At 54.6% G+C, this 19,483-nt stretch carries 14 protein-coding genes and 1 pseudogene; 7 read left to right on the forward strand and 8 right to left on the reverse strand.

What is annotated here, in order from left to right:
* Positions 1 to 14: 14 nt before the first annotated feature.
* Positions 15 to 2,693: a transglycosylase domain-containing protein gene (locus tag OCV69_RS00970; protein WP_158357017.1), complete on the reverse strand. Its 2,679-nt coding sequence runs from the start codon at positions 2,691 to 2,693 to the stop codon at positions 15 to 17.
* Between the two features lie 167 nt (positions 2,694 to 2,860).
* Here OCV69_RS00970 and OCV69_RS00975 point away from each other — a divergent pair, with 167 nt between their 5' ends.
* The 3 genes from OCV69_RS00975 (at position 2,861) to OCV69_RS00985 (ending at position 6,006) form a co-directional block, all read left to right on the forward strand.
* Positions 2,861 to 3,517 carry a YigZ family protein gene (locus OCV69_RS00975; protein ID WP_158357018.1) on the forward strand — a complete coding sequence of 219 codons (657 nt, stop codon included), beginning with the start codon at positions 2,861 to 2,863 and terminating at the stop codon, positions 3,515 to 3,517.
* A gap of 79 nt (positions 3,518 to 3,596) precedes the next feature.
* On the forward strand, positions 3,597 to 5,435 hold the full coding sequence (gene typA, locus OCV69_RS00980) for a translational GTPase TypA (RefSeq protein WP_022274629.1): 1,839 nt from the start codon (positions 3,597 to 3,599) through the stop codon (positions 5,433 to 5,435).
* A 109-nt stretch (positions 5,436 to 5,544) separates the two neighbouring features.
* The gene (locus OCV69_RS00985; protein WP_022274630.1) at positions 5,545 to 6,006 is read left to right on the forward strand and encodes a 2-thiouracil desulfurase family protein; all 462 of its coding nucleotides are present in this window, start codon (positions 5,545 to 5,547) and stop codon (positions 6,004 to 6,006) included.
* Here OCV69_RS00985 and OCV69_RS00990 read toward each other — a convergent pair whose 3' ends face one another.
* From OCV69_RS00990 to arcC, 3 genes are all read right to left on the reverse strand, one after another.
* Positions 6,007 to 6,651: a trimeric intracellular cation channel family protein gene (locus OCV69_RS00990; RefSeq protein ID WP_158357019.1), complete on the reverse strand. Its 645-nt coding sequence runs from the start codon at positions 6,649 to 6,651 to the stop codon at positions 6,007 to 6,009.
* A 197-nt stretch (positions 6,652 to 6,848) separates the two neighbouring features.
* Positions 6,849 to 7,940 carry a hypothetical protein gene (locus OCV69_RS00995; RefSeq protein WP_158357020.1) on the reverse strand — a complete coding sequence of 364 codons (1,092 nt, stop codon included), beginning with the start codon at positions 7,938 to 7,940 and terminating at the stop codon, positions 6,849 to 6,851.
* Positions 7,941 to 8,174: 234 nt separating this feature from the next.
* Positions 8,175 to 9,104: a carbamate kinase gene (gene arcC / locus OCV69_RS01000; protein WP_158357021.1), complete on the reverse strand. Its 930-nt coding sequence runs from the start codon at positions 9,102 to 9,104 to the stop codon at positions 8,175 to 8,177.
* A 147-nt stretch (positions 9,105 to 9,251) separates the two neighbouring features.
* Between arcC and OCV69_RS01005 the strand changes: the two genes are divergently transcribed.
* A complete protein-coding gene (locus OCV69_RS01005; protein WP_158357022.1) occupies positions 9,252 to 10,271 on the forward strand; it encodes a glycosyltransferase family 2 protein in 1,020 nt (339 codons plus the stop codon).
* Between the two features lie 49 nt (positions 10,272 to 10,320).
* Here OCV69_RS01005 and aroA read toward each other — a convergent pair whose 3' ends face one another.
* From aroA to otnK, 4 genes and pseudogenes are all read right to left on the reverse strand, one after another.
* Positions 10,321 to 11,601, reverse strand: a complete 1,281-nt coding sequence (aroA, locus tag OCV69_RS01010) for a 3-phosphoshikimate 1-carboxyvinyltransferase (RefSeq protein ID WP_158357023.1) — start codon at positions 11,599 to 11,601, stop codon at positions 10,321 to 10,323.
* Between the two features lie 14 nt (positions 11,602 to 11,615).
* Complete coding sequence (locus OCV69_RS01015; RefSeq protein ID WP_022274637.1) at positions 11,616 to 12,710, reverse strand: prephenate dehydrogenase; 1,095 nt, start codon at positions 12,708 to 12,710, stop codon at positions 11,616 to 11,618.
* Positions 12,711 to 12,810: 100 nt separating this feature from the next.
* Positions 12,811 to 13,413, reverse strand: a complete 603-nt coding sequence (locus OCV69_RS16915; protein WP_252207579.1) for a class II aldolase/adducin family protein — start codon at positions 13,411 to 13,413, stop codon at positions 12,811 to 12,813.
* Positions 13,408 to 14,646, reverse strand: a pseudogene (otnK, locus tag OCV69_RS01025) (3-oxo-tetronate kinase); the annotation flags it as partial. The gene OCV69_RS16915 and the pseudogene otnK, both read right to left, overlap by 6 nt.
* Before the next feature lie 236 nt (positions 14,647 to 14,882).
* Here otnK and OCV69_RS01030 point away from each other — a divergent pair.
* The 3 genes from OCV69_RS01030 (at position 14,883) to OCV69_RS01040 (ending at position 19,477) form a co-directional block, all read left to right on the forward strand.
* Positions 14,883 to 16,817, forward strand: a complete 1,935-nt coding sequence (locus tag OCV69_RS01030) for a sigma 54-interacting transcriptional regulator (protein WP_022274639.1) — start codon at positions 14,883 to 14,885, stop codon at positions 16,815 to 16,817.
* 243 nt (positions 16,818 to 17,060) lie between these two features.
* Positions 17,061 to 18,386 carry a GntP family permease gene (locus OCV69_RS01035; RefSeq protein WP_022274640.1) on the forward strand — a complete coding sequence of 442 codons (1,326 nt, stop codon included), beginning with the start codon at positions 17,061 to 17,063 and terminating at the stop codon, positions 18,384 to 18,386.
* Between the two features lie 101 nt (positions 18,387 to 18,487).
* Positions 18,488 to 19,477, forward strand: a complete 990-nt coding sequence (locus tag OCV69_RS01040; protein WP_262562909.1) for a zinc-dependent alcohol dehydrogenase — start codon at positions 18,488 to 18,490, stop codon at positions 19,475 to 19,477.
* Positions 19,478 to 19,483 lie beyond the last annotated feature (6 nt).

Consider the following 19,483-nt stretch of genomic DNA (forward strand, 5'->3'; position numbering starts at 1 on the left):
TTTTATATCTGCTTTTACATGTATCCGGGTCCCACAGGGATGTAGATATCATCCAGCGGTGAGCTGGGGATAAAGGGAGCGGTGGTCTCCGGAACAGTTTCGGTGTCGGGGGCTGCGGTCTCGTTTTCCGAGGGCAGCACCACAGCAGACTGGGTATGGACTGTACACGGTCCGGGCATTGCGTACCGGGAGTCGTCGGTGCCGCCGGATTCTCCCTCCGGCGTTACCAGTACAGTCCGGCTGTGCCTGGATTCCAGCGGACAGAATTCCGTGGGAAGCCCGCCGGATTCGCCGCAGACGGTGATGGCCACATGGTGGTCACAGACCTGGGTGGGAACGGTACCCTTGGCAAAATACTCGGTATAAACGGCGCTTCCTCTGGGATCTGCTTCACAGACACCGGGGTTTGGAAGCATTCCGGACTTCCGGCACACGCTGGCGGTCTCAATTGAGTCGGGAACCGGGAAGCCAGTGTCTGCCAGCCCCTCGTGGGCCCGGGCCATGATCTGCTTCCAGATCCGTTTGTGGTAGGAAGTGCTGCTCCCGATGGCCGAGATCTTCTGGTTATCATCGCAGCCGGACCAGATGCCGGCAGTATAGTACGGCGTATAGCCCACGAACCAGATATCCACATTGCTGGTGGTCGTACCAGATTTTCCTGCATTGGACATGCCTGGGATATTGGCCGGAACGCTGGTGGAATTCAAGCTGACGCCGGGAGAGGCGTACATGCGGCTGCTTTCCATGGACTCTGCCAGGGCGTCGGTCAGAAGAAAGGCCGTAGAATCCTTGAGGACCCGTTTGGTCTGTGGCTCATTTTCCAGAAGGACCTTTCCGTTATGATCCAGGATCTTTGTGAAGAAAACAGGCTTCGTATAGATCCCGCCGTTGGCAATGGCCGCATAAGCGCCGGTGAGCTCCAGGTTGGAAACTCCCTTGGTGATGCCGCCCAGGGCCGTGGCCGCGTTATAATCTGTTTCTGTCAGGGAGGTGATCCCAAAATTCCGGGCATATTCCACTCCCAGCTGGGGCGTCACTGTCTCCATCATACAGCGGACGGCCACAATATTCATAGAATAAACGATACCGTCGCGGATGGTGCTGTAACCCATATAGCCCTTCTTTGCATACCAGTTCCGGAAGGTCTTCTGTCCCACCGTATAGGGGGCGTCATAGTAAACAGTGCTCAGGGTGGCTCCGCAGGTATCCAGAGCCGGGGCAAAGGCGGTCAATACCTTAAAGGTGGAGCCCGGCTGGCGCAGGGTGTTGGTGGCACGGTTCAGGGAAAGACTGATCTCCTTGGTTCCGCGCCCTCCATTGACGGCCTTTACATAACCGGTGTGCTGGTCCATAAGGACAAAGGAAACCTGGGGCTGTAAAATGTAGTAGACCACCTCTCCAAGGACCGTATCGCCCTCTTTTGTCATAGCGGACTTATAGGCGGCGATGGCGGCATCTGCCTCCTCCTTTGTTTTGAACAGGCCGTCGTAGGAGGTCTGTCCCAGATCCGTCCGGTAATATGTCTTCATGGTCTCGTCAGAATAGTTGGTGACGGTCTCATCCTCATGCTGGATGGAAAGACGGTAATCGACGGAGTAGTATACCACGTCATAGTTATCCGGGTTGTTGACCTCCTCATCCACAATGGCCTGGAGATCCGGATCCTGGGTGGTATAGATGGAAAGTCCTCCGGCATACAGAAGATTGGAGGCCTGGGATTCTGTGTAGCCCAGCTTCTCCTGGAGAGCCGTCATGACCTGCTCGGTCAGCTCGTCCGTAAAATAGGAATAGGGGTTCTGGCTTTCCTGGGTTACCAGATCCACATTCTGGATCCTGGAGTAGACGTCGTCGGCCAGGGCCTCCTCCTGGTCTTCCTTGGAGATCTTTCCCTGTTCATACATATACTGGAGGATCACCCGCCGCTTTTCCTCGTTGTTTTTTTGACCTTTTTCCGACAGAGGATTGTATTTGGTAGGGTTCTGGGTGATACCGGCAATGACTGTGGCCTCGGAAAGGGTCAGGTCAGAAACGTCCTTCCCAAAGTACCGCTTGGCGGCGGATTTCACACCCAGGGTGTTATTTCCCAGGTTAATGGTGTTTAAATAGTTTTTGAGGATGATCTCCTTGTCCATGATCTTTTCCAGCTGGAGGGCCAGATACTGCTCCTGGAGCTTTCTTTCCAGCTTTTCACCGAAGGAATCCTCGTTTCCGCCGGCGAAAATATTGTTTTTGATCAGCTGCTGGGTCAGGGTGCTGCCGCCGCCGGCGGGATTGTTGGTCAGGATCCCCACGGCCGCACGGATCATGGAACGCAGGTCCACGCCGTGATGGGACCAGAAACGGGAATCCTCAATGGCTACAAAGGCATCGATCAGGCATTGGGGCAGCTCTTCGTATGTGGCCTCCAGACGGTTGGATCCGGACTTCACCAGAGTCTCCGTCAGATTGCCCTTGCTGTCATAAACCATGGTCGCGTACCCGCTGGGTTCAATGCTTGCCACGTCGATCTCCGGCGCAGCGTCGATGATCCCTTTAAAGATACCGTAGCCCAGGCTCACAGAAAGTATGATTCCCACAGTAAAAAGGACCAGAACCAGCTTCACAAGCCATAGGACCAGCTTGGATGCGACTTTCTGGGTTTTTGAACTGGACCTCTGCAGCTTTCTGGCTACTTCGTTTTTTCCATAATTCATTCAGGAAGCCTCCTTTATATTTCCCCATTATAACAAACTTCTCCAGAATAATAAATACCTATTGTGGAAAAGTTTTGTTTGTATTATGATATTTTTGACGGTAAAGTGGGGAATCAGTAAGAAAAAATTACGGATTTAGAAATAAATGACACAAGGGAGGGCACTGTATGGCAGATCGTTACAAGATCCTTTATGAGGGCGGAGAGGGTGAAACAGAGGTAAAAAAATCCCGGTTCATCGCCACCACAAGACCCGTAAAGTCCGAGGAGGAGGCGGTAAGCTTTATCGCGGAAATGAAAAAGAAATACTGGGACGCGTCCCATAACTGTTCGGCCTTTACCATCGGAAGGAACCATGAGCTGACCCGCTGCAGCGACGACGGAGAGCCGGCCCAGACGGCAGGACGTCCCATGCTGGATGTGCTTCTGGGAGAGGATATCCATGACCTCTGCGTGGTGGTCACCCGCTATTTCGGGGGAACTCTCCTGGGGACCGGGGGATTGGTGCGCGCTTATTCGGGAGCCGTGAAGGAAGGTCTTTTAAACAGCCAGATCGTAGAGAAGTTCCGCGCATACCAGATGGATGTAAGGACCGGATATACGGGCGTTGGGAAGATCCAGTATATCCTCGCCCAGGAAAATATAACAGTCATGGACAGTATCTATACGGACCAGGTGGAATTTAAGCTTCTGGTGCCAGTGGAGCGTTATGAAGACCTGGAGAAGCAGCTCATTGAGGGGACCAACGGCGGCGCCAGGCTGGAAAAGGGAGACGAGATCTGGTACGGTATATTAAATAAGGAAGTAATTTTGTTTGAAGAATAAGATTTGATTGCATTTTACCGCTTATGATGCTATAATCGAGAGTCGGTAAATCAGTTTTGAGTCAGGAAAGAGGAGTTTTATGAAGATCAAACGCGAGGATATCAGAAACATAGCGATCATTGCCCATGTAGACCACGGCAAGACCACTCTGGTGGATCAGCTTCTGCGCCAGAGCGGCGTGTTCCGCGCCAACCAGGAAGTGGTGGAGCGCGTCATGGACTCCAATGACATTGAGAGAGAGCGCGGTATCACGATCCTTTCTAAGAATACCGCAGTATTTTATAAAGGTGTAAAGATCAATATCATCGACACGCCAGGCCATGCCGATTTTGGCGGCGAGGTAGAGCGTGTCCTTAAGATGGTGGACGGCGTGGTCCTGGTGGTGGACGCCTTTGAAGGGCCCATGCCCCAGACAAAATTCGTGCTCCAGAAGGCCCTGGAGCTGGATCTGCACGTCATCGTCTGCATCAATAAGATCGACCGTCCCGAGGCAAGACCGGCGGACGTGATCGACGAGACCCTGGAGCTTTTCATGGATCTGGACGCCTCCGACGAGCAGTTAGACTGCCCCTTTGTATATGCGTCTGCCAGGGCCGGCTTTGCAAAAAAAGAGCTGGATGATCCGGAAGTGGATATGAGCCCGTTATTTGAAACGATCATCAGCTATATCCCGGCTCCGGAGGGAGATCCGGAGGCTGATACCCAGCTTCTCATCAGTACCATCGACTATAACGAGTACGTGGGCCGGATCGGGATCGGAAAGATCGACAACGGTTCCCTGCGGGTAAATCAGGACTGCGTCATCGTAAACCATCATGACATGGACAAGAGACGGAGAGTGAAGATCGGAAAGCTGTATGAGTTTGACGGCCTGAACCGGGTGGAGGTCCAGAGTGCAGAGATCGGATCCATCGTGGCTGTGTCCGGTATCCCGGATATCCACATCGGCGACACCATCTGTTCTCCGGAAAATCCGGTGGCGATCCCGTTCCAGAAGATCTCTGAGCCCACCATTTCCATGAACTTCATGGTAAACGACAGTCCCCTGGCCGGCCAGGAGGGGAAATTCATCACCTCCCGCCATATCCGGGAGCGTCTGTTCCGGGAGCTGAATACAGATGTGAGCCTGCGTGTGGAGGAGACAGATTCCGCCGACTGCTTTAAGGTTTCCGGCCGCGGCGAGCTGCATCTGTCCGTCCTCATTGAGAACATGCGCCGGGAGGGCTTCGAGTTTGCGGTCAGCAAGGCAGAGGTGATCTATAAATACGATGAGAGAAACAGAAAGCTGGAGCCCATGGAGCTGGCTTATGTGGACGTTCCGGAGGAGTATTCCGGTTCCGTGATCCAGAAGCTCACCAGCAGAAAGGGAGAGCTTCAGGGCATGAGCCCGGCCAACGGCGGATATACCAGACTGGAATTTTCCATCCCGTCCAGAGGCCTCATTGGCTACCGCGGCGAGTTTATGACTGATACCAAGGGGAACGGTATCTTAAATACCATCTTCGACGGCTATGCGCCGTTTAAGGGCGAGCTGAATTACAGAAAGAACGGCTCCCTGATCGCCTTCGAGGCCGGCGAATCCATCACCTACGGCCTGTTCAACGCCCAGGAGAGAGGAAACCTCTTCATCGGGCCAGGCGTTAAGGTCTACTCCGGCATGGTGGTGGGAGAGTGCCCCAAGGCCGAGGATATTGAGCTGAACGTATGCAAGACAAAGAAGCTGACCAATACACGTTCCTCCAGTTCCGACGAGGCTCTTAAGCTGACTCCGCCCAAGGACATGAGCCTGGAGCAGTGCCTGGATTTTATCGACACCGACGAGCTCCTGGAGGTAACACCCAAAAACTTAAGGATCAGAAAGAAGATCCTGGATCCCACCCTGAGAAAGAGGGCCATGATCAGCAAGAAAAACCAGTAATCGGATACAAAAAGGAAATGGCGGAAAACGCCGGAAGGAACCGGGGGCATGTTTCTGTGGAACCACAGGGACATCCCCGGTTTTTATACTGAAAACAGGGGAGAGCATTATGATACAGATTCTTGTGAGCGCCTGTCTTACAGGCGAGAACTGCAAGTGGGATGGAGGAAATAACAGAAATGAAGCGCTTCTGGATTTTATGGAGCGAATGAAGGGAAAGGCAGAATTCCATCCGGTCTGCCCGGAGCAGCTGGGAGGGCTTTCCACCCCGAGACCGGCTTCTGAGGTGCGGGAGAACGACGGAGTCGTTGTCAATACAGAGGACAGGAATGTGACTGCTGAATTTCTCCTGGGAGCGGATCTGGCGTTAAGGGAAGCAAAAAAATATGGCTGCACCATCGCCATCTTAAAAGAAAAAAGTCCTTCCTGCGGATGCAGCGGCATCTATAACGGAAGCTTTTCCCATACCCTGATCCCGGGTATGGGAAAAACCGCGGCCCTTTTATCCGGATATGGGATCCGGGTGGTGGGCGAATCCCAGATCGGAGAGCTGGAAAAGGAGCTGCGATAGCTACTGGGCTCCCGGGAGGTTCCAGTCATACTTTCTGGCCAGAAGACGGATCATCACCACGATGGAGGAGCTTAAAAACATGGACAGGTTGTGATCTGCGGCCTGCATAAAGAGCAGATAGGAGACGGCTCCGGCAATGGAGGCGCAGGCGTAGATATGCTTCCTAAGGACCACAGGGGTCTGGCCGGAAAGGATGTCACGGAGTATCCCTCCTCCAACGCCGGTGATGACACCCAGAAAGGCGCAGAGGAAGCCGTTGTTTCCAAAACCAGCGCTGATGGCCATGTTGACTCCGGTGGCAGTGAAAAGCCCAAGTCCCACTGCGTCCAGGAAATTCATGATATTGTCATAGGTCTCCCCCTGGAGATGCAGGAGCTGGCTCCATTTCATCCGGATGGTCAGAAACATACAGTTGACGGTCCAGAAGGCGATGATGGTGTTGGTGGGATCCAGGAACATTCCCGGAGGCGTCTGGCCGATGAGGATATCCCGGCACATCCCTCCGCCCACGGCGGTGGTGACGCCCAGGACCACGATCCCCAGATAATCCAGACGGCGCTTTACGGCTACCATGGCGCCGGAGCTGGCAAAGGCAATGGTCCCGATGATCTCCAGGATCTTATAAACATTGATATCGGGCAGCATGATCTCTCCTTTTCATATACTGCGGACGGGTCGGCGGTCATGGGCGTTTTCCAGGGCTGACAGGGATCGGGGTGATCCCGGCGGGCCGCTGGGGTGCTGCCAGTCCCGTCCAGCTGCTGGAACGCCACCGGTCCCGGCGGACATCCGGAGCATGGCTGGTCCCGGAAGACATCGGGAACGCGGCCAGTCCCGGCAGGCTACTGGAATATGGCCGATCCGGCGTACTGGTTGAACAGCTGCTTCACATAGACCACCTTCTGAAAATACTCCGCCGTCAAATCTCCACAATTTACTGCCTCCTGCAGTTCCGCTGTGGAATAGATCATGGCATCGGCAAAGGTATCGGCAAAGTCCTCAGTAAATGATGTTGCAGAATATCCGCTCTTGAAGCAGGGGGGGACACCTCCTTCCTGCATGGCAAGAGGTGCTCCGTCATAATAATAGTTGAGGTCATATGCGTGGCCGCTGTTCATTGCAGCAAAATCCTGGCGGAGTTTTTTTCCGGAGGCTTTATTCAAGGTTGATTCCATCGCGTGACCTAATTCATGAGCAGCTGTTGATAGGTAACCGCTGGTCTGGACTACGTTGGAATCAAACGAATAGGTTCCATCAACCCACCAGCCAGAATCTGTATTCCTTTCAGAGTCGATATAGATTGATTGAAATTTCAGTGGTTTTCCCGTGGCTGCCTGGGAGGCATCAGCAATGATCCGGATACTTCCTGCCGGACAGAGATCCAGGATTTCCTTCACTGTGCTCGCAAATTTATATCTCTCATCAACAGAAAATGCCTTTCTATGGGAAATAGAGACTCCATACTGTGTCTGGATTTCCGCCTCCAGCATGGCCAGCTGTTCTGCGATTTCCGCGTCGATGGCAGCCCTTGATTCCTCTGTGTATTCTCTTATACGTCCCTGGGGATCGCAGTACAGGGTGTAGGTGGAGAAGGTTCCATCAGAATTTTTATGATTATGTGTTACCAGTGCCACCTTCTGTTGCTTTGAGAACATCAGATAGATGACCTGGCCGTTATATTCATACAGGCCTGTGTTGTTTATAAAAATTGATCCTGACATTTGGGAGGCTCTTTCCTCTTGGTAGGGCTGGAGGAATCCGTCCTGGTATTGCGACTGGACTACGATCGGATAGCCTGTGGCACCATACTGAGGATCTTCCTTGAAAAGTTCCATACCTGTCTCTGCCCGGGCGGGCAGAGAAGAAGCGTTAAAAAGCGAAGCTGCAAGAAATAAAGCCATCAGGCTTTTTCTTAAAAAGGATCTCTTTTTCATTTCTTTTCTCCTTATATAAAATGCGGCTGGCCTGCGCTCCGGCGCGGCGGCAGAGACAATGCAGGTCCATAGAGACAGTGTCGGTCCGCAGAGACAGGGCCGGACCCTGCGGCCCAGCCGGTTTATCCTATACCATATTCCCAATGCTGATAAAGGGGCTGTATCACCGCTCTGGTACAGAGCGCTTCCATACAGCCCCTTCCATGGTTTTCCAGATATGTTCCGGCTCCGGGACTATGCGATGGTGGTGCCGCCCCGTCCGGCCAGGGCGTCTTTTGCCATATCCATGGAGGTGATGATGGCGTGGCGGCCCTTTCCTGCGTTTATGAAGTCGATGGAGGCCTCGATCTTAGGCAGCATGGAGCCTGCGGAGAACTGGCCTTCTTTTGCGTAGCGGTCTGCGTCGGCGGCAGTGACCTTGTCCAGATGGACCTCGTGATCCGTGCCGTAATTGAGGGAAACATTGTCAACGCCGGTCAGGAACATTAAAACGTCGGCGTCGGTTTCCTTTGCCAGGAGCCCTGCGGCCCGGTCTTTTTCGATGATGGCGCTGGCGCCCTTCAAGCTGGATCCCTGCTCCATAACAGGGATTCCGCCGCCGCCTGCGGCGATGACAAGCTGGTCTGCATCCAGAAGGGCCTTGATGGCGTCGATCTCCACGATGGCCACAGGTCTGGGAGCGGCCACGATCCGGCGGTAGCCGTTTTCTGTTTTAACGGTGAAATTGCCCTTTTCCTCTTCAGCCTTTGCCTCTTCAGCGGTCATGGTACGGCCCACCACCTTAAGGGGGGTGTAGGAGGATTCGTCATAGGGATCCACGGTCACCTGGGTCAGGATCGTGGATACGGGCTTGTAGATCCCGCGCTTGATGAGCTCTGTACGCAGGGCGTTCTGGAGGTCATATCCGATATATCCCTGGCTCATGGCAGAGCAGACAGACATGGGAGCCGGTGTGTATTCCTTATGCTCCCGGGCCAGTTCGTTCAGGGCTGTATGGATCATTCCCAGCTGGGGAGTATTTCCGTGGGTGATGGCCACCTGCCAGCCGTTCTGGATAAAATCTGCGATGGTTTTTGCGGCTTTGGCAACCGCTGCCTTCTGTTCCGGAAGATTGGTTCCCAGGGCGTCGTGGCCCAGGGCCAGTACAAGTCTCTTTTTTGCCATATGGATCAGTTCCTTTCACTGGATTGTTCTATTTCTCCTATCATATCACATTTTTTCGGCGGGTGGAAGGAAATTTTTGCAATTTTACCACAAGTATGCTATGATGATGGAAGATATGGCAAAATCTGACCTTAGGAGGAAGAAAAATTGAAGCTGTTATCAATCGCAATCCCATGCTATAACTCGGCAGCGTATATGGAAAACTGCATCCGGTCCCTTCTGCCTGGCGGTGACGAGGTGGAGATCCTCATTGTGGACGACGGATCCAAGAAGGATAATACGGGTGAGATCGCAGACCGGTATGAACGGGAATATCCGGGGATCTGCCGCGCCATCCATCAGGAAAACGGCGGTCATGGCGCAGCCGTAAACGCAGGCCTCCGGGAGGCCACAGGCATTTTCTTCAAGGTAGTGGACAGCGACGACTGGGTCAATAAGCAGGCGTATGTGCAGGTGTTAAATACGCTGCGCCGGTTCGTGTACGGAAAGGATACCCTGGATATGCTGATCACCAACTTTGTGTATGAGAAGCAGGGAGCGAAGCATAAAAAAGTAATGAACTACAACACAGCCCTTCCAAAAAACGAGGTGTTCACCTGGGATGATGTGAAGGTGTTCATCGCGGGCCAGTACATCCTGATGCATTCGGTCATCTACCGGACCGAGCTTTTAAGAGACTGCGGCCTGGAGCTTCCCATGCATACGTTCTATGTGGACAATATCTTCGTTTACGAGCCCCTTCCCCATGTACGGAAGATGTACTATCTGGATGTGAATTTTTACCGGTATTTCATCGGCCGTTCGGACCAGTCGGTCAACGAGCAGGTGATGATCGGCCGCATTGACCAGCAGATCCGGGTGACAAAACTGATGATGGGCTATTATGACGTGACGAAGCTTCAGAATAAGAAGCTGAGGCGGTATATGACAAGGTATCTGGAGATCATGATGGTGGTCAGCTCCATCCTGGCGATCCGGTCCGGGACCGATGAAAATATGGCGAAAAAGAAGGAGCTCTGGGAGTATGTGAAGAAAACCAATCCCAGGCTGTACATACGGCTCCGGTTCGGCTTCCTGGGCCAGGGAATGAACCTTCCCGGCAAGGGAGGAAGACAGATCTCCATTGCCGGATATAAGATCGCACAGAAGTTTTTTGGATTTAACTGATCCCCGTCCCGCCGGACGGGAAGGAAAAAGAAAGGGCTGGGCGCAGTATTTAACTGCGGACCAGCCTTTTTAGATCTGTATAAAAATCAGGATAGGAAATGGAAACACAGTCGGCGTCCTGAAGCTCGGTGCTGCCCTCGGCGGCAAGGGCGGCGACAGCAAAGGTCATGGCGAGCCTGTGGTCTTTATGGGCGGAGATGGACGCGCCGTGGAGAGGACGGCCGCCGTCGATGATCATGCCGTCGTCGGTCTCGGTGACGTCGGCTCCCATGGCCCTCAGATTTTCCGCCACAAGGGCGATCCGGTTGGATTCCTTGACCTTTAATTCAGCAGCGTCCTTAATGATGGTGCGGCCCTGGGCAAAGCAGGCCATAAGGGCAACCGTGGGAAGCTCATCGATCATGGCGGGAATGACGGAGCCCTGGATCACCGTACCATGGAGGCTGCTGGAGCGTACCAGCAGGTCAGCAGTGGGCTCAGAGCCGCTGTGGTCTTCGTTTATAAGGGTCAGGTCAGCTCCCATGGCCTTGCAGACCGTAAGAAGGCCGGCGCGGGTGGGATTAATCCCTACGTTTTTTATGAGCACCTCAGAATTGGGGAGGATCATTCCGGCGGCGGCAAAGTACACGGCGGAGGAGATATCTCCGGGAACGGTGATCCGGTTCCCGTAAAGCTCCGGCGTCTGGCGGACCGTGGCGGTGGAGCCCTCGGTGCGGATATCCGCGCCAAAGAATTTCAGCATCAGCTCCGTATGGTTCCTGGAGATCTGGGGCTCTGTGACACGGGTCTCCCCTTCGGCATAAAGGCCAGCCAGGAGAATGGCCGACTTTACCTGGGCAGAGGCCACAGGAGAGTCGTAGCAGATCCCGGAAAGAGGTTTTCCGGTGATCTGGAGCGGCGCGCAGCCATTTCCATGGATGCTTTTTATATCTGCCCCCATCATGGAAAGAGGGGTGATGATCCGGCCCATGGGCCGCTTCTGGATGGAGGCGTCGCCGGTGAGAACAGCAGAAAAGTCCTGGGCCGCCAGGATCCCGGAAATGAGCCGGGTGGTGGTGCCGCTGTTTCCGCAGTCCAGGGGGGCTGAGGGGGCCGAAAGACCGCGGAGGCCTTTGCCGTGGACTGTGACCACGCCATTTTTGTTTTCAATGTCCACGCCCATATGGCGGAAGCAGGAGATGGTGGAGAGGCAGTCGGCCCCCTCCAGAAAGCCGTGGATCTCCGTGGTTCCTCTGGCGATGGAGCCCAGCATGACGCTGCGGTGGGAAATGGATTTATCACCGGGGACTGTAACGGAGCCCCGGATGCTTTTTGCGGGAGAGAGTTTCATGGAATGCCTCATTTCTATTTAATAAGCGTATAGTTGTATTTTTTCAGCAGCTCATAGGCCCTGGTTTCGGAGTCCTGGTTATAAAAGGAGATCCGGAGAGCGCCCTCGCCCTCTTCCCGGCTATGGTTGATGCCGATGTTCTTGATGTTAATGCCCTTGGAGGCCAGGAGCACGGCCAGAGTGGAAATGGAGCCAGGTTCGTCCACGATATCCACGGTAAAGGAATAATCCGGGGCCACGGGGCCGCGGCTGTGGCTGGAGAAGGTGTTGCGGTATGCGCCCGACTCTTCAAACAGCCGGTGGATGGAGCTTCCATCCCGGCGGTCCAGCTCCTCATATATGGTTTCAAGAGACTGGATGTACCGGCGCAGCAGTACCTTGATATTCTCCGTATTGGTCATGCAGATCTGCTCCCACATGACCGGGGAGGAGGAGGCGATCCTGGTAATGTCTTTAAAGCCTCCGGCGGCGATGGTCCGCATGAGCTCCTCCTCATTGTCATTATCCCTTACAAGATTCACCAGACTGGAGGCCACCAGATGGGGCAGATGGCTGACGGCGGCCACAGAAAAATCGTGCTGCCGGTAATCGGTGACCATGGGAATGGCTCCAATGGACAGGGCCACCCGCCGGATCCGTCCGATCTGCTCCGGGGTGCTCTTTTCTGTGGGCGTGATCATATAGTAGGCGTTTTCCAGGAGATGGTCTGTGGAGTTCTCATAGCCGGTCTTTTCTGATCCGGCCATGGGATGGCCGCCCACAAAGACCTCCTCCATACCCAGCCGCTTTACGGTCTCATGGATATCCGTTTTGGTGCTCCCCACGTCTGTGACCAGGGCGCCGGGCTTTAAAAGCGGGCGGATCTGCTCCAGATAGGAAGCATTATATTCCACCGGGGTGCAGAGAAAGACCAGATCGCACCAGGAGATCTCCTCGCCGATGCCGTCCAGGATCACGTCCACGACGCCATCTCTTTTTGCCTGCTCCAGCTTATCCCGGCTCCTCATATATGCCATGATCCGCACGTCCCTGCGGCTTCTTTTTATTCCCCGGGCAATGGAACCGCCGATCAGTCCCAGCCCGATAAAACCGATGGTCAAATCTTTCATAATCAAGTCCTCCTGGAATTAAATTTTAAATCACCCCCTGGTAAATGTCAACAAAAAACTCAGCGCACTAAAGCGAAAAAGCCATTGAAGGGCTGGCTTTCTATTCCAGACCGGCCCGGAAAAGCTCCCAGGCGATCCGGGCGCTTTCCTCCAGTTCCTCCAGGCGGAAAAAGGCATCCATGACAGATTTTCCGGGAACGACCGGTCCATGATTTTTTAAGAGGAAGCCGTCGGAAGCCCCCACCCGCTCCCGGAATGCCTGGAACAGTGCCTCGGAGCCGGGCTTTTCGTAGGGGACGAGTCCCACGGTTCCCAGCTTCATTTTCAGGTAAGGTGTATGATCCGGGATGCAGTCCTGGTCATTTTTCGCGGGAACGAAGCTCCAGAGGACGGAAAAGGTGCTGTGGGTATGGATCACGGCCCCGGTTTCAGAAGATTTTTCGTACAGTGCCAGGTGCAGAGGCCATTCTTTGCTGGGCTTTTTTTCTGAAAGCACAGTGCCGTCCATGGAAAGCACAGCGAAATCCTCTTTTTTCATGGTCCCGAAGCAGGAGCCGGTGGCGCTGATATAGATCCTGTCCTTGTGGCGGAAGCTCATGTTGGCAGAGGAGCCGCTGGTCTTTCCCCGGTCAAAAAGGCTGCGGGCTGTCCAGACGGCGTCGGACAGCTTCTGGTCCAGAACGGGATCCGTGCCGCCGGTCATGGAAAGGGCACGGCCAAAGAAATCCTCCTGGCCAAAGTTGCCGCTTTTTAAAATCAGGCGGACACCGGGCTCCCTCGCCGGAACCATGATGGGAACGCCGGGAGCCACGCTTTCTCCAATCAGATAGGAAGAAAAGCCGAGGGCTCTGGTGACGGCGCCGGAGGTCTCGCCTCCGGCCGAGATGATCCTGGTATAGCCGGCTTTTACTGCCTTTACAGCCAGCCGGGCGGCAGCGTCCTCCAGAAGGGAGGCGACTTTTTCAGCGCCCAGGGACTGGAATTCCTTTACCTTTTCCGGTGTATCGGAGCTATAAACCAGAACGGCGTCAGAACTGTTTTCATGCTCCTGGATGAACTGCCAGGCATCATCCACGGTCTGTCTTCCCTCCAGCAGTGCTTTGGGATCCAGTTTATAGGAGGGCTTTTTCTGGGCTTCGTACCAGGCGATCTGTCCCAGGGTCGCCTGGGAGCAGCTTCCGGCCAGCAGGAGCGCTTTTCCGGAGACGAGGCTTTCCGGGATTTTTGCGGCGCCTCCCAGCTCCTGGGACCAGAGTCTTGCCAGAGGCTCCAGGAGTCCGCTTCCTCCTGTGAGAAGGGGGAGGGACTTAAAGGCTGCGGCGATGGCGCGGCCATCTTCGGTGGTTTTATAATCGGGAATGATATAGAACCTTCTGGCACCGGCCTTTTCTGCCGCTTTTTCCAGGGAAAATGAAGATGGATCCTCCATCGGGATACAGGGCCACTGGCTCTGGGGTTCCATGAGCCGGCTGATGCTGCTGTCCCACATGGGGGTCAGCGGATGGTTTTTCATATGGCTTTCATGAAGGGGAACGCCATTCACCATCAGATGTCCGTGCTCCACGGTGCGGCCATTGACGGGAAGAGCGGGGCAGAGAATGGTACAGGGCACGTCCATAAGATCCATAAGTGCGTCGGCCACGGGTCCAATGTTGCCTTTCGGGGTGGAATCGAAGGTGGAACAATACTTGAAATAGAGCTGCCGTGCACCCTGATTAAGAAGAAACCTGGCTGCCCGCAGGCTGTCATCCACTGCCTGTGCTGTTTCCTGTGTCCTGGATTTTAAAGCAATGACAATGGCCTGGGCGCTGTCCCCGTCTTCCGGGCGTTCCGGGATCCCGTTATAGAGGCGGACGCTCATGCCGCCTTTTACAAGAAATGAAGCGGCGTCGCTGGCGCCGGTAAAATCATCTGCAATACATCCGAATACTGCCATATCTGTTTCCTCCTATATCTGCGCCTCCAGAGAGGGGAATTGCCTCCTCCGGCGGCGTTTTGGTACATTTACTGTTGCTGTACATATAATAGCAAATTTTGTGCCAGACGGAAACCGGGGTAATCCGCCGCGTCCCACCGCTCCCCTGGTTGACGGGACGCATCATGATGCAGTATACTTGAAACAATGCAACGAAAATGCAATCAAGTGTGCAACATAAAATTCAGGAGGAACCCATGATAAGATTATTAGTGATCGTTCCGTATCCGGAGCTGAAGGAGATCGTAGACTACGTGCTTGCGCATCACCCGGAAAGAGAGCGCCTGGACGCGGATGTCCAGGTGATGACAGTGGAGGATACGCCGGATGTGCCGGCAGACGAATACGATGCCATCATTGCCCGGGGCTATTCAGCCCAGAAGACCATTGCCCGATATAAGAACATACCCACCATCTGTCTGGATATTTCCGGTTATGATATGCTGCGGGCGGTGATCGAGTGCCAAAAGCTCTTTCATCCCGGAAAGATCGCCATCTGTGGCTTTGAGAGCCGGCTGTTTGAGGCTGAGGAGATCTGCCGTATGGTGGGGGTCAATGCGGCGGTGTTTGCTCCGGTGCTTCATGACGATCTGGAAAAGACCATGGAAAGGATCCTGGCTTCTGGCTGCGACGCTGTGGTCGGGGGATATTCGGCCTGTATCCTGGCAGAGCACAAAGGAATCCCGTCGGTGGTCATAAAAACTGGCCAGGATACGGTGGCCCGGGCTGTGGATGAGGCGGTGCGCACGGTGGACCGGATCCGCGGCGAACGGGTGATCTCCCAGATGTATAAGACGATTATTTATTCCTCTGAGGACGGTCTTTTGTACGTGGATAGGAACGGAGTGATCCGGGTCAGAAACCGGGTGGTGCGGCAGATGAATGGAGATGTGAGCCTCATGGACCGGAAGCTGAAGACCGTTCTTCCCTATCTTTATAAGGATTTTGAGACGGTCATGACGGGAGGCCTGGAACAGAGCGGGCGGATCCTCACCATACCGGGAACGAAGACCAGGGTGTCGGTGAGCTGCCGTCCGGTGATCGCCAACAAGGAAATATCTGGAGCAGTGATCTGCCTTTCGGATATCACCCTGATCCAGAATCTGGAGAGCCAGATCAGGAGAAAGCTCAGCGAGCGGGGGCTGAAGGCCAGATACACCTTTGACGATATCCTCCACGAGAGCGGGACCATGAAGGAGACCATAGAGACGGCCCGGCGGTACGCGGCAACGGATTCCAACGTGATCATCGTGGGTGAAACCGGAACGGGAAAGGAGCTGTTTGCTCAGAGCATCCATAACAGCAGCCGCAGGAAAAACGGCCCCTTTGTAGCCATCAACTGTGCGGCCCTGCCGGAAAATCTGCTGGAAAGCGAGCTGTTCGGCTATGTGGAGGGAGCCTTTACAGGCACCAGCAGGGGAGGAAAAATGGGGCTGTTTGAGCAGGCCCATGGAGGCACCCTGTTTCTGGATGAGGTGGAGGAGATCTCTCTTTCCACCCAGAGCAAGCTCCTGAGGACTCTTCAGGAAAAGCAGGTGCGCCGCATTGGGGATAATAAGGTCATCGATATCGATGTGCGGATCCTGTCAGCTACCAACAAGAGCATCACAAGGCTGTCGGAGGAAGGAGGATTCCGGAAGGATCTGATGTACCGGCTGGATGTGCTGCGGCTGTTTCTGCCGCCCTTAAGGCAGAGGGAGCGGGATGTGGAATTTCTGTTCTGCCATCTGCTGGGGAAGCTTTGCCAGGATATGGGCGTGAAGGCTCCGGTGACGGAGCCGGAGGCCCTGGAGCTGCTGTACCAGTATCCTTTTATGGGAAACATACGGGAGCTTGGGAATATTGCAGAGAGGGCCCTGGTGCTTGGGGACGGAAGTATACTGACAAAAGAGGACCTGAGCCGCGCCCTGTATCCCAGGGACCTGGAGGAGGCCGGCATGGAAGAAAGGAAAACGGAAACAAAGGAGAGCGGAACTGCATGCACGGCGTTTCCGGCAGATCCCTTAAGGCCCGAGCGGGAGCGGATCCTGGAGGCCCTGGAACGATGCGGAGGGAGCCGCGTCCGGGCTGCCGGGCTTCTGGGAATGGACCGCTCCACCCTGTGGAGAAAAATGAAAAAATATAATCTATGATCCCGGCCTGAAACAATCTGGATGGTGCAGCGATGAAACACGATGCAAATGATGCATTGCAACATATTTGCAACTAAATTTTATTGAATATGCACATAAAAAGGAAAAACAGCATGAAAAGACCATGCAGGACACACAAGGAAAATACTGACACAAAAAGAAAATCTGCGCAGGACGATCCGTTTGGCATAAAGGTTGCTTTTTAACATGGATATCTGAAAAATACAAAAGGGGGTTTGACTTATGTCAACATCGTACGTACTGATCGTATTTGCTCTGGTGATCGTCCTGATGATCGTGCTGATCTCCAAGTGCAAAGTCAACGCCGCCATGGGAATCCTTCTGTCGGCATTTATTCTGGCCATTGCCCTGGGGACACCCTGGCAGGACATCGAGGGGACCATCAACAGCGGTTTCTCCAGTACCATTAAAAGTGTGGCCATCGTGATCTTTTTGGGCTGTACCATGGGAACCGTGCTGGAAAAGACAGGAGCGGCCATCCGGATCACCAAATGGGCCATTGGCCTTGTGGGTGAAAAGCACATGATCTGGGCCATTGCCCTGAGCTCTGCCATCCTGGGTATCCCCATCTGGGCCGATACAGTGGTGATCCTTCTGATCCCCATCGTGTCCATGCTGGCAGTCCAGACGAAGAAATCCATGATGAGCTACGGCACGGCTCTTTATCTTGGAGCCCTGGTCACAGCGTCTCTTGTACCGCCTACACCGGGGCCGGTGTCTGCTGCGGCCCTGCTGAACGTGCCGCTGGGCCAGGCCATCCTCTGGGGAGCCATCGTTGCGGTTCCCAGCGTGATCGCGGCGACCTTCTATTGTATGTCCTTAAAAACACCGGTGGCTCCCAAGGAGGAATTCCTGGCAGCTGCCAGGGAGACGGAGCACATGGAGCTTCCGTCCCTGTCCAGATCCCTGCTCCCGATCCTGTTCCCGCTGGCTCTGATCTTTGTGAATACAGCGGCCTCTGTTCTGGTTCCCGATACGCAGATCGCCAATTTCTGCGCATTCATCGGAAGTCCTCTGGCTGCTCTCTTCACTGGCTGTATCCTTTCCCTTCTGTTGACCGGTAAGGATTGGAAGAGCAAAAAGGTGCTGAACGACTGGGTCAACGACGGGATCAATGCCGCGGCCATGCCCATTGTGGTAACAGGCATGGGCGGAGCCCTGGCTACCTTTGTTAAGAACGCGGGCGTTGCTGAAAAGATTGCGGAAGTCATTGCCCAGTCCGCGTTTCCGGCGATCCTGATCCCTATTATCATCGCAGCCATCATCCATGTGGTGACTGGCTCCAACTCTCTGGGCGTTATGACGGCGGCAGCCTTGGTGGAGCCCATGCTGGCAACCCTGGGGATCTCTCCGGTGGCGGCCTTCCTGGCCTGCGGTACCGGTGCGCTGATGTTTAAGCATGCCAATTCCTCCGGCTTCTGGGTAACGGTTTCCATGTCCAATATGGATGTGAACCAGGGAATCCGCGCCGTGGGCGGCGCATCCACTGTGGCCGGCTTTGTGGGAGCCGCAGTGACCTGCCTGCTGGTGGCCCTTCATGTGATCTGATGTGCCGGGGACAGGGCGCGGAGGGAAGCCGCAGCAGCGGCCGGCCCGCGTCTGCTCCCGAAGGGGCGCAGTCCTGGAGAGACTGCAGAAAGGAAGCAGAAATGGAAAAATTTATCACAAGAGCAGCCAGGCTCAATAAAGCCTATGATATCGAGCTGATCGAGCGGGAACTGGAATGCGGAGAGGACGATATTATCGTAAAGAACCATATGATGGGGATCTGCGGATCGGATAAGAGCTTTTACAGAGGCTTCCTTCCGCCCCAGACGGCGGAGTTCCGCCAGCCGCCGGAGTTTCCTTTTCTTCTGGGCCATGAGAGTGGCGGGACGGTGGCAGCCGTAGGAAGCCGCGTCAGTGACTACAAGGTGGGAGACAAGGTCATGGCCTTTGGATGGAATAATAACTTTGCGGATTATTTTAAGGCAAAAAGCTTCCAGCTCCAGCCGGTTCCCGAGGGATTGGATATGGATATCGCTGCCCTGGGTGAGCCCACGGCCTGCGCCATGTTCTCCGGACTTCATACCGGCGTCCAGCTGGGCGATACGGTGGTGGTCATGGGAGGCGGCTACGCGGGACAGATCATTGCCCAGTGTTCCCGGCTGAAGGGCGCTTACCAGGTGATCGTGGTGGATGTGCTGGATGGAAAGCTGGATCTGGCAAAATCCCTGGGAGCTGATGTGGTCATCAATTTCAGAGAAGAGGACCCGGTGGCAAAGGTGAAGGCACTGACCGGAGGACGAGGAGCCGACGTGGTGGTGGAGGCCGCCGGAACGGCAGAATCCTTCAATGCCGCCAGCACCATGATCCGCCACAATGGAAAGTTTGTTTTTTACAGCTGGGTGACCACTCCGGTGAATTTAAATATCAGCCGGTGGCATGACGACGGCCTGGAATTTGTCAATACCTGTCTGGTGCATCATACCTGGCAGGAGCGGTATGTATGGGTACCCGATACCCTGCGGCCTATTATCCAGGGCAGTGTAAAGATCCATCCGCTGATCACCAATGAATTCCGGCTGGAGAATATCCGGGCCGGCTTTGACCTGGCAGATAAGGACGATGCGGCCATTAAGATCGTATTCCGTCCATAAAAGAAA

Source organism: Alitiscatomonas aceti, assembly GCF_025567195.1.
In the GTDB taxonomy this organism is placed as follows: Bacteria; Bacillota; Clostridia; order Lachnospirales; family Lachnospiraceae; genus Alitiscatomonas; species Alitiscatomonas aceti.

Coding starts and splice junctions, on each gene's coding strand:
- OCV69_RS00995 (WP_158357020.1), bottom strand. CDS start 7,940: ATGAAAAAGAGATCCTTTTTAAGAAAAAGCCTGATGGCTTTATTTCTT.
- typA (WP_022274629.1), top strand. CDS start 3,597: ATGAAGATCAAACGCGAGGATATCAGAAACATAGCGATCATTGCCCAT.
- arcC (WP_158357021.1), bottom strand. CDS start 9,104: ATGGCAAAAAAGAGACTTGTACTGGCCCTGGGCCACGACGCCCTGGGA.
- OCV69_RS00985 (WP_022274630.1), top strand. CDS start 5,545: ATGATACAGATTCTTGTGAGCGCCTGTCTTACAGGCGAGAACTGCAAG.
- OCV69_RS01040 (WP_262562909.1), top strand. CDS start 18,488: ATGGAAAAATTTATCACAAGAGCAGCCAGGCTCAATAAAGCCTATGAT.
- aroA (WP_158357023.1), bottom strand. CDS start 11,601: ATGAAACTCTCTCCCGCAAAAAGCATCCGGGGCTCCGTTACAGTCCCC.
- OCV69_RS01030 (WP_022274639.1), top strand. CDS start 14,883: ATGATAAGATTATTAGTGATCGTTCCGTATCCGGAGCTGAAGGAGATC.
- OCV69_RS00975 (WP_158357018.1), top strand. CDS start 2,861: ATGGCAGATCGTTACAAGATCCTTTATGAGGGCGGAGAGGGTGAAACA.
- OCV69_RS00990 (WP_158357019.1), bottom strand. CDS start 6,651: ATGCTGCCCGATATCAATGTTTATAAGATCCTGGAGATCATCGGGACC.
- OCV69_RS01015 (WP_022274637.1), bottom strand. CDS start 12,710: ATGAAAGATTTGACCATCGGTTTTATCGGGCTGGGACTGATCGGCGGT.
- OCV69_RS16915 (WP_252207579.1), bottom strand. CDS start 13,413: ATGACCGGCGGCACGGATCCCGTTCTGGACCAGAAGCTGTCCGACGCC.
- OCV69_RS00970 (WP_158357017.1), bottom strand. CDS start 2,693: ATGAATTATGGAAAAAACGAAGTAGCCAGAAAGCTGCAGAGGTCCAGT.
- OCV69_RS01035 (WP_022274640.1), top strand. CDS start 17,061: ATGTCAACATCGTACGTACTGATCGTATTTGCTCTGGTGATCGTCCTG.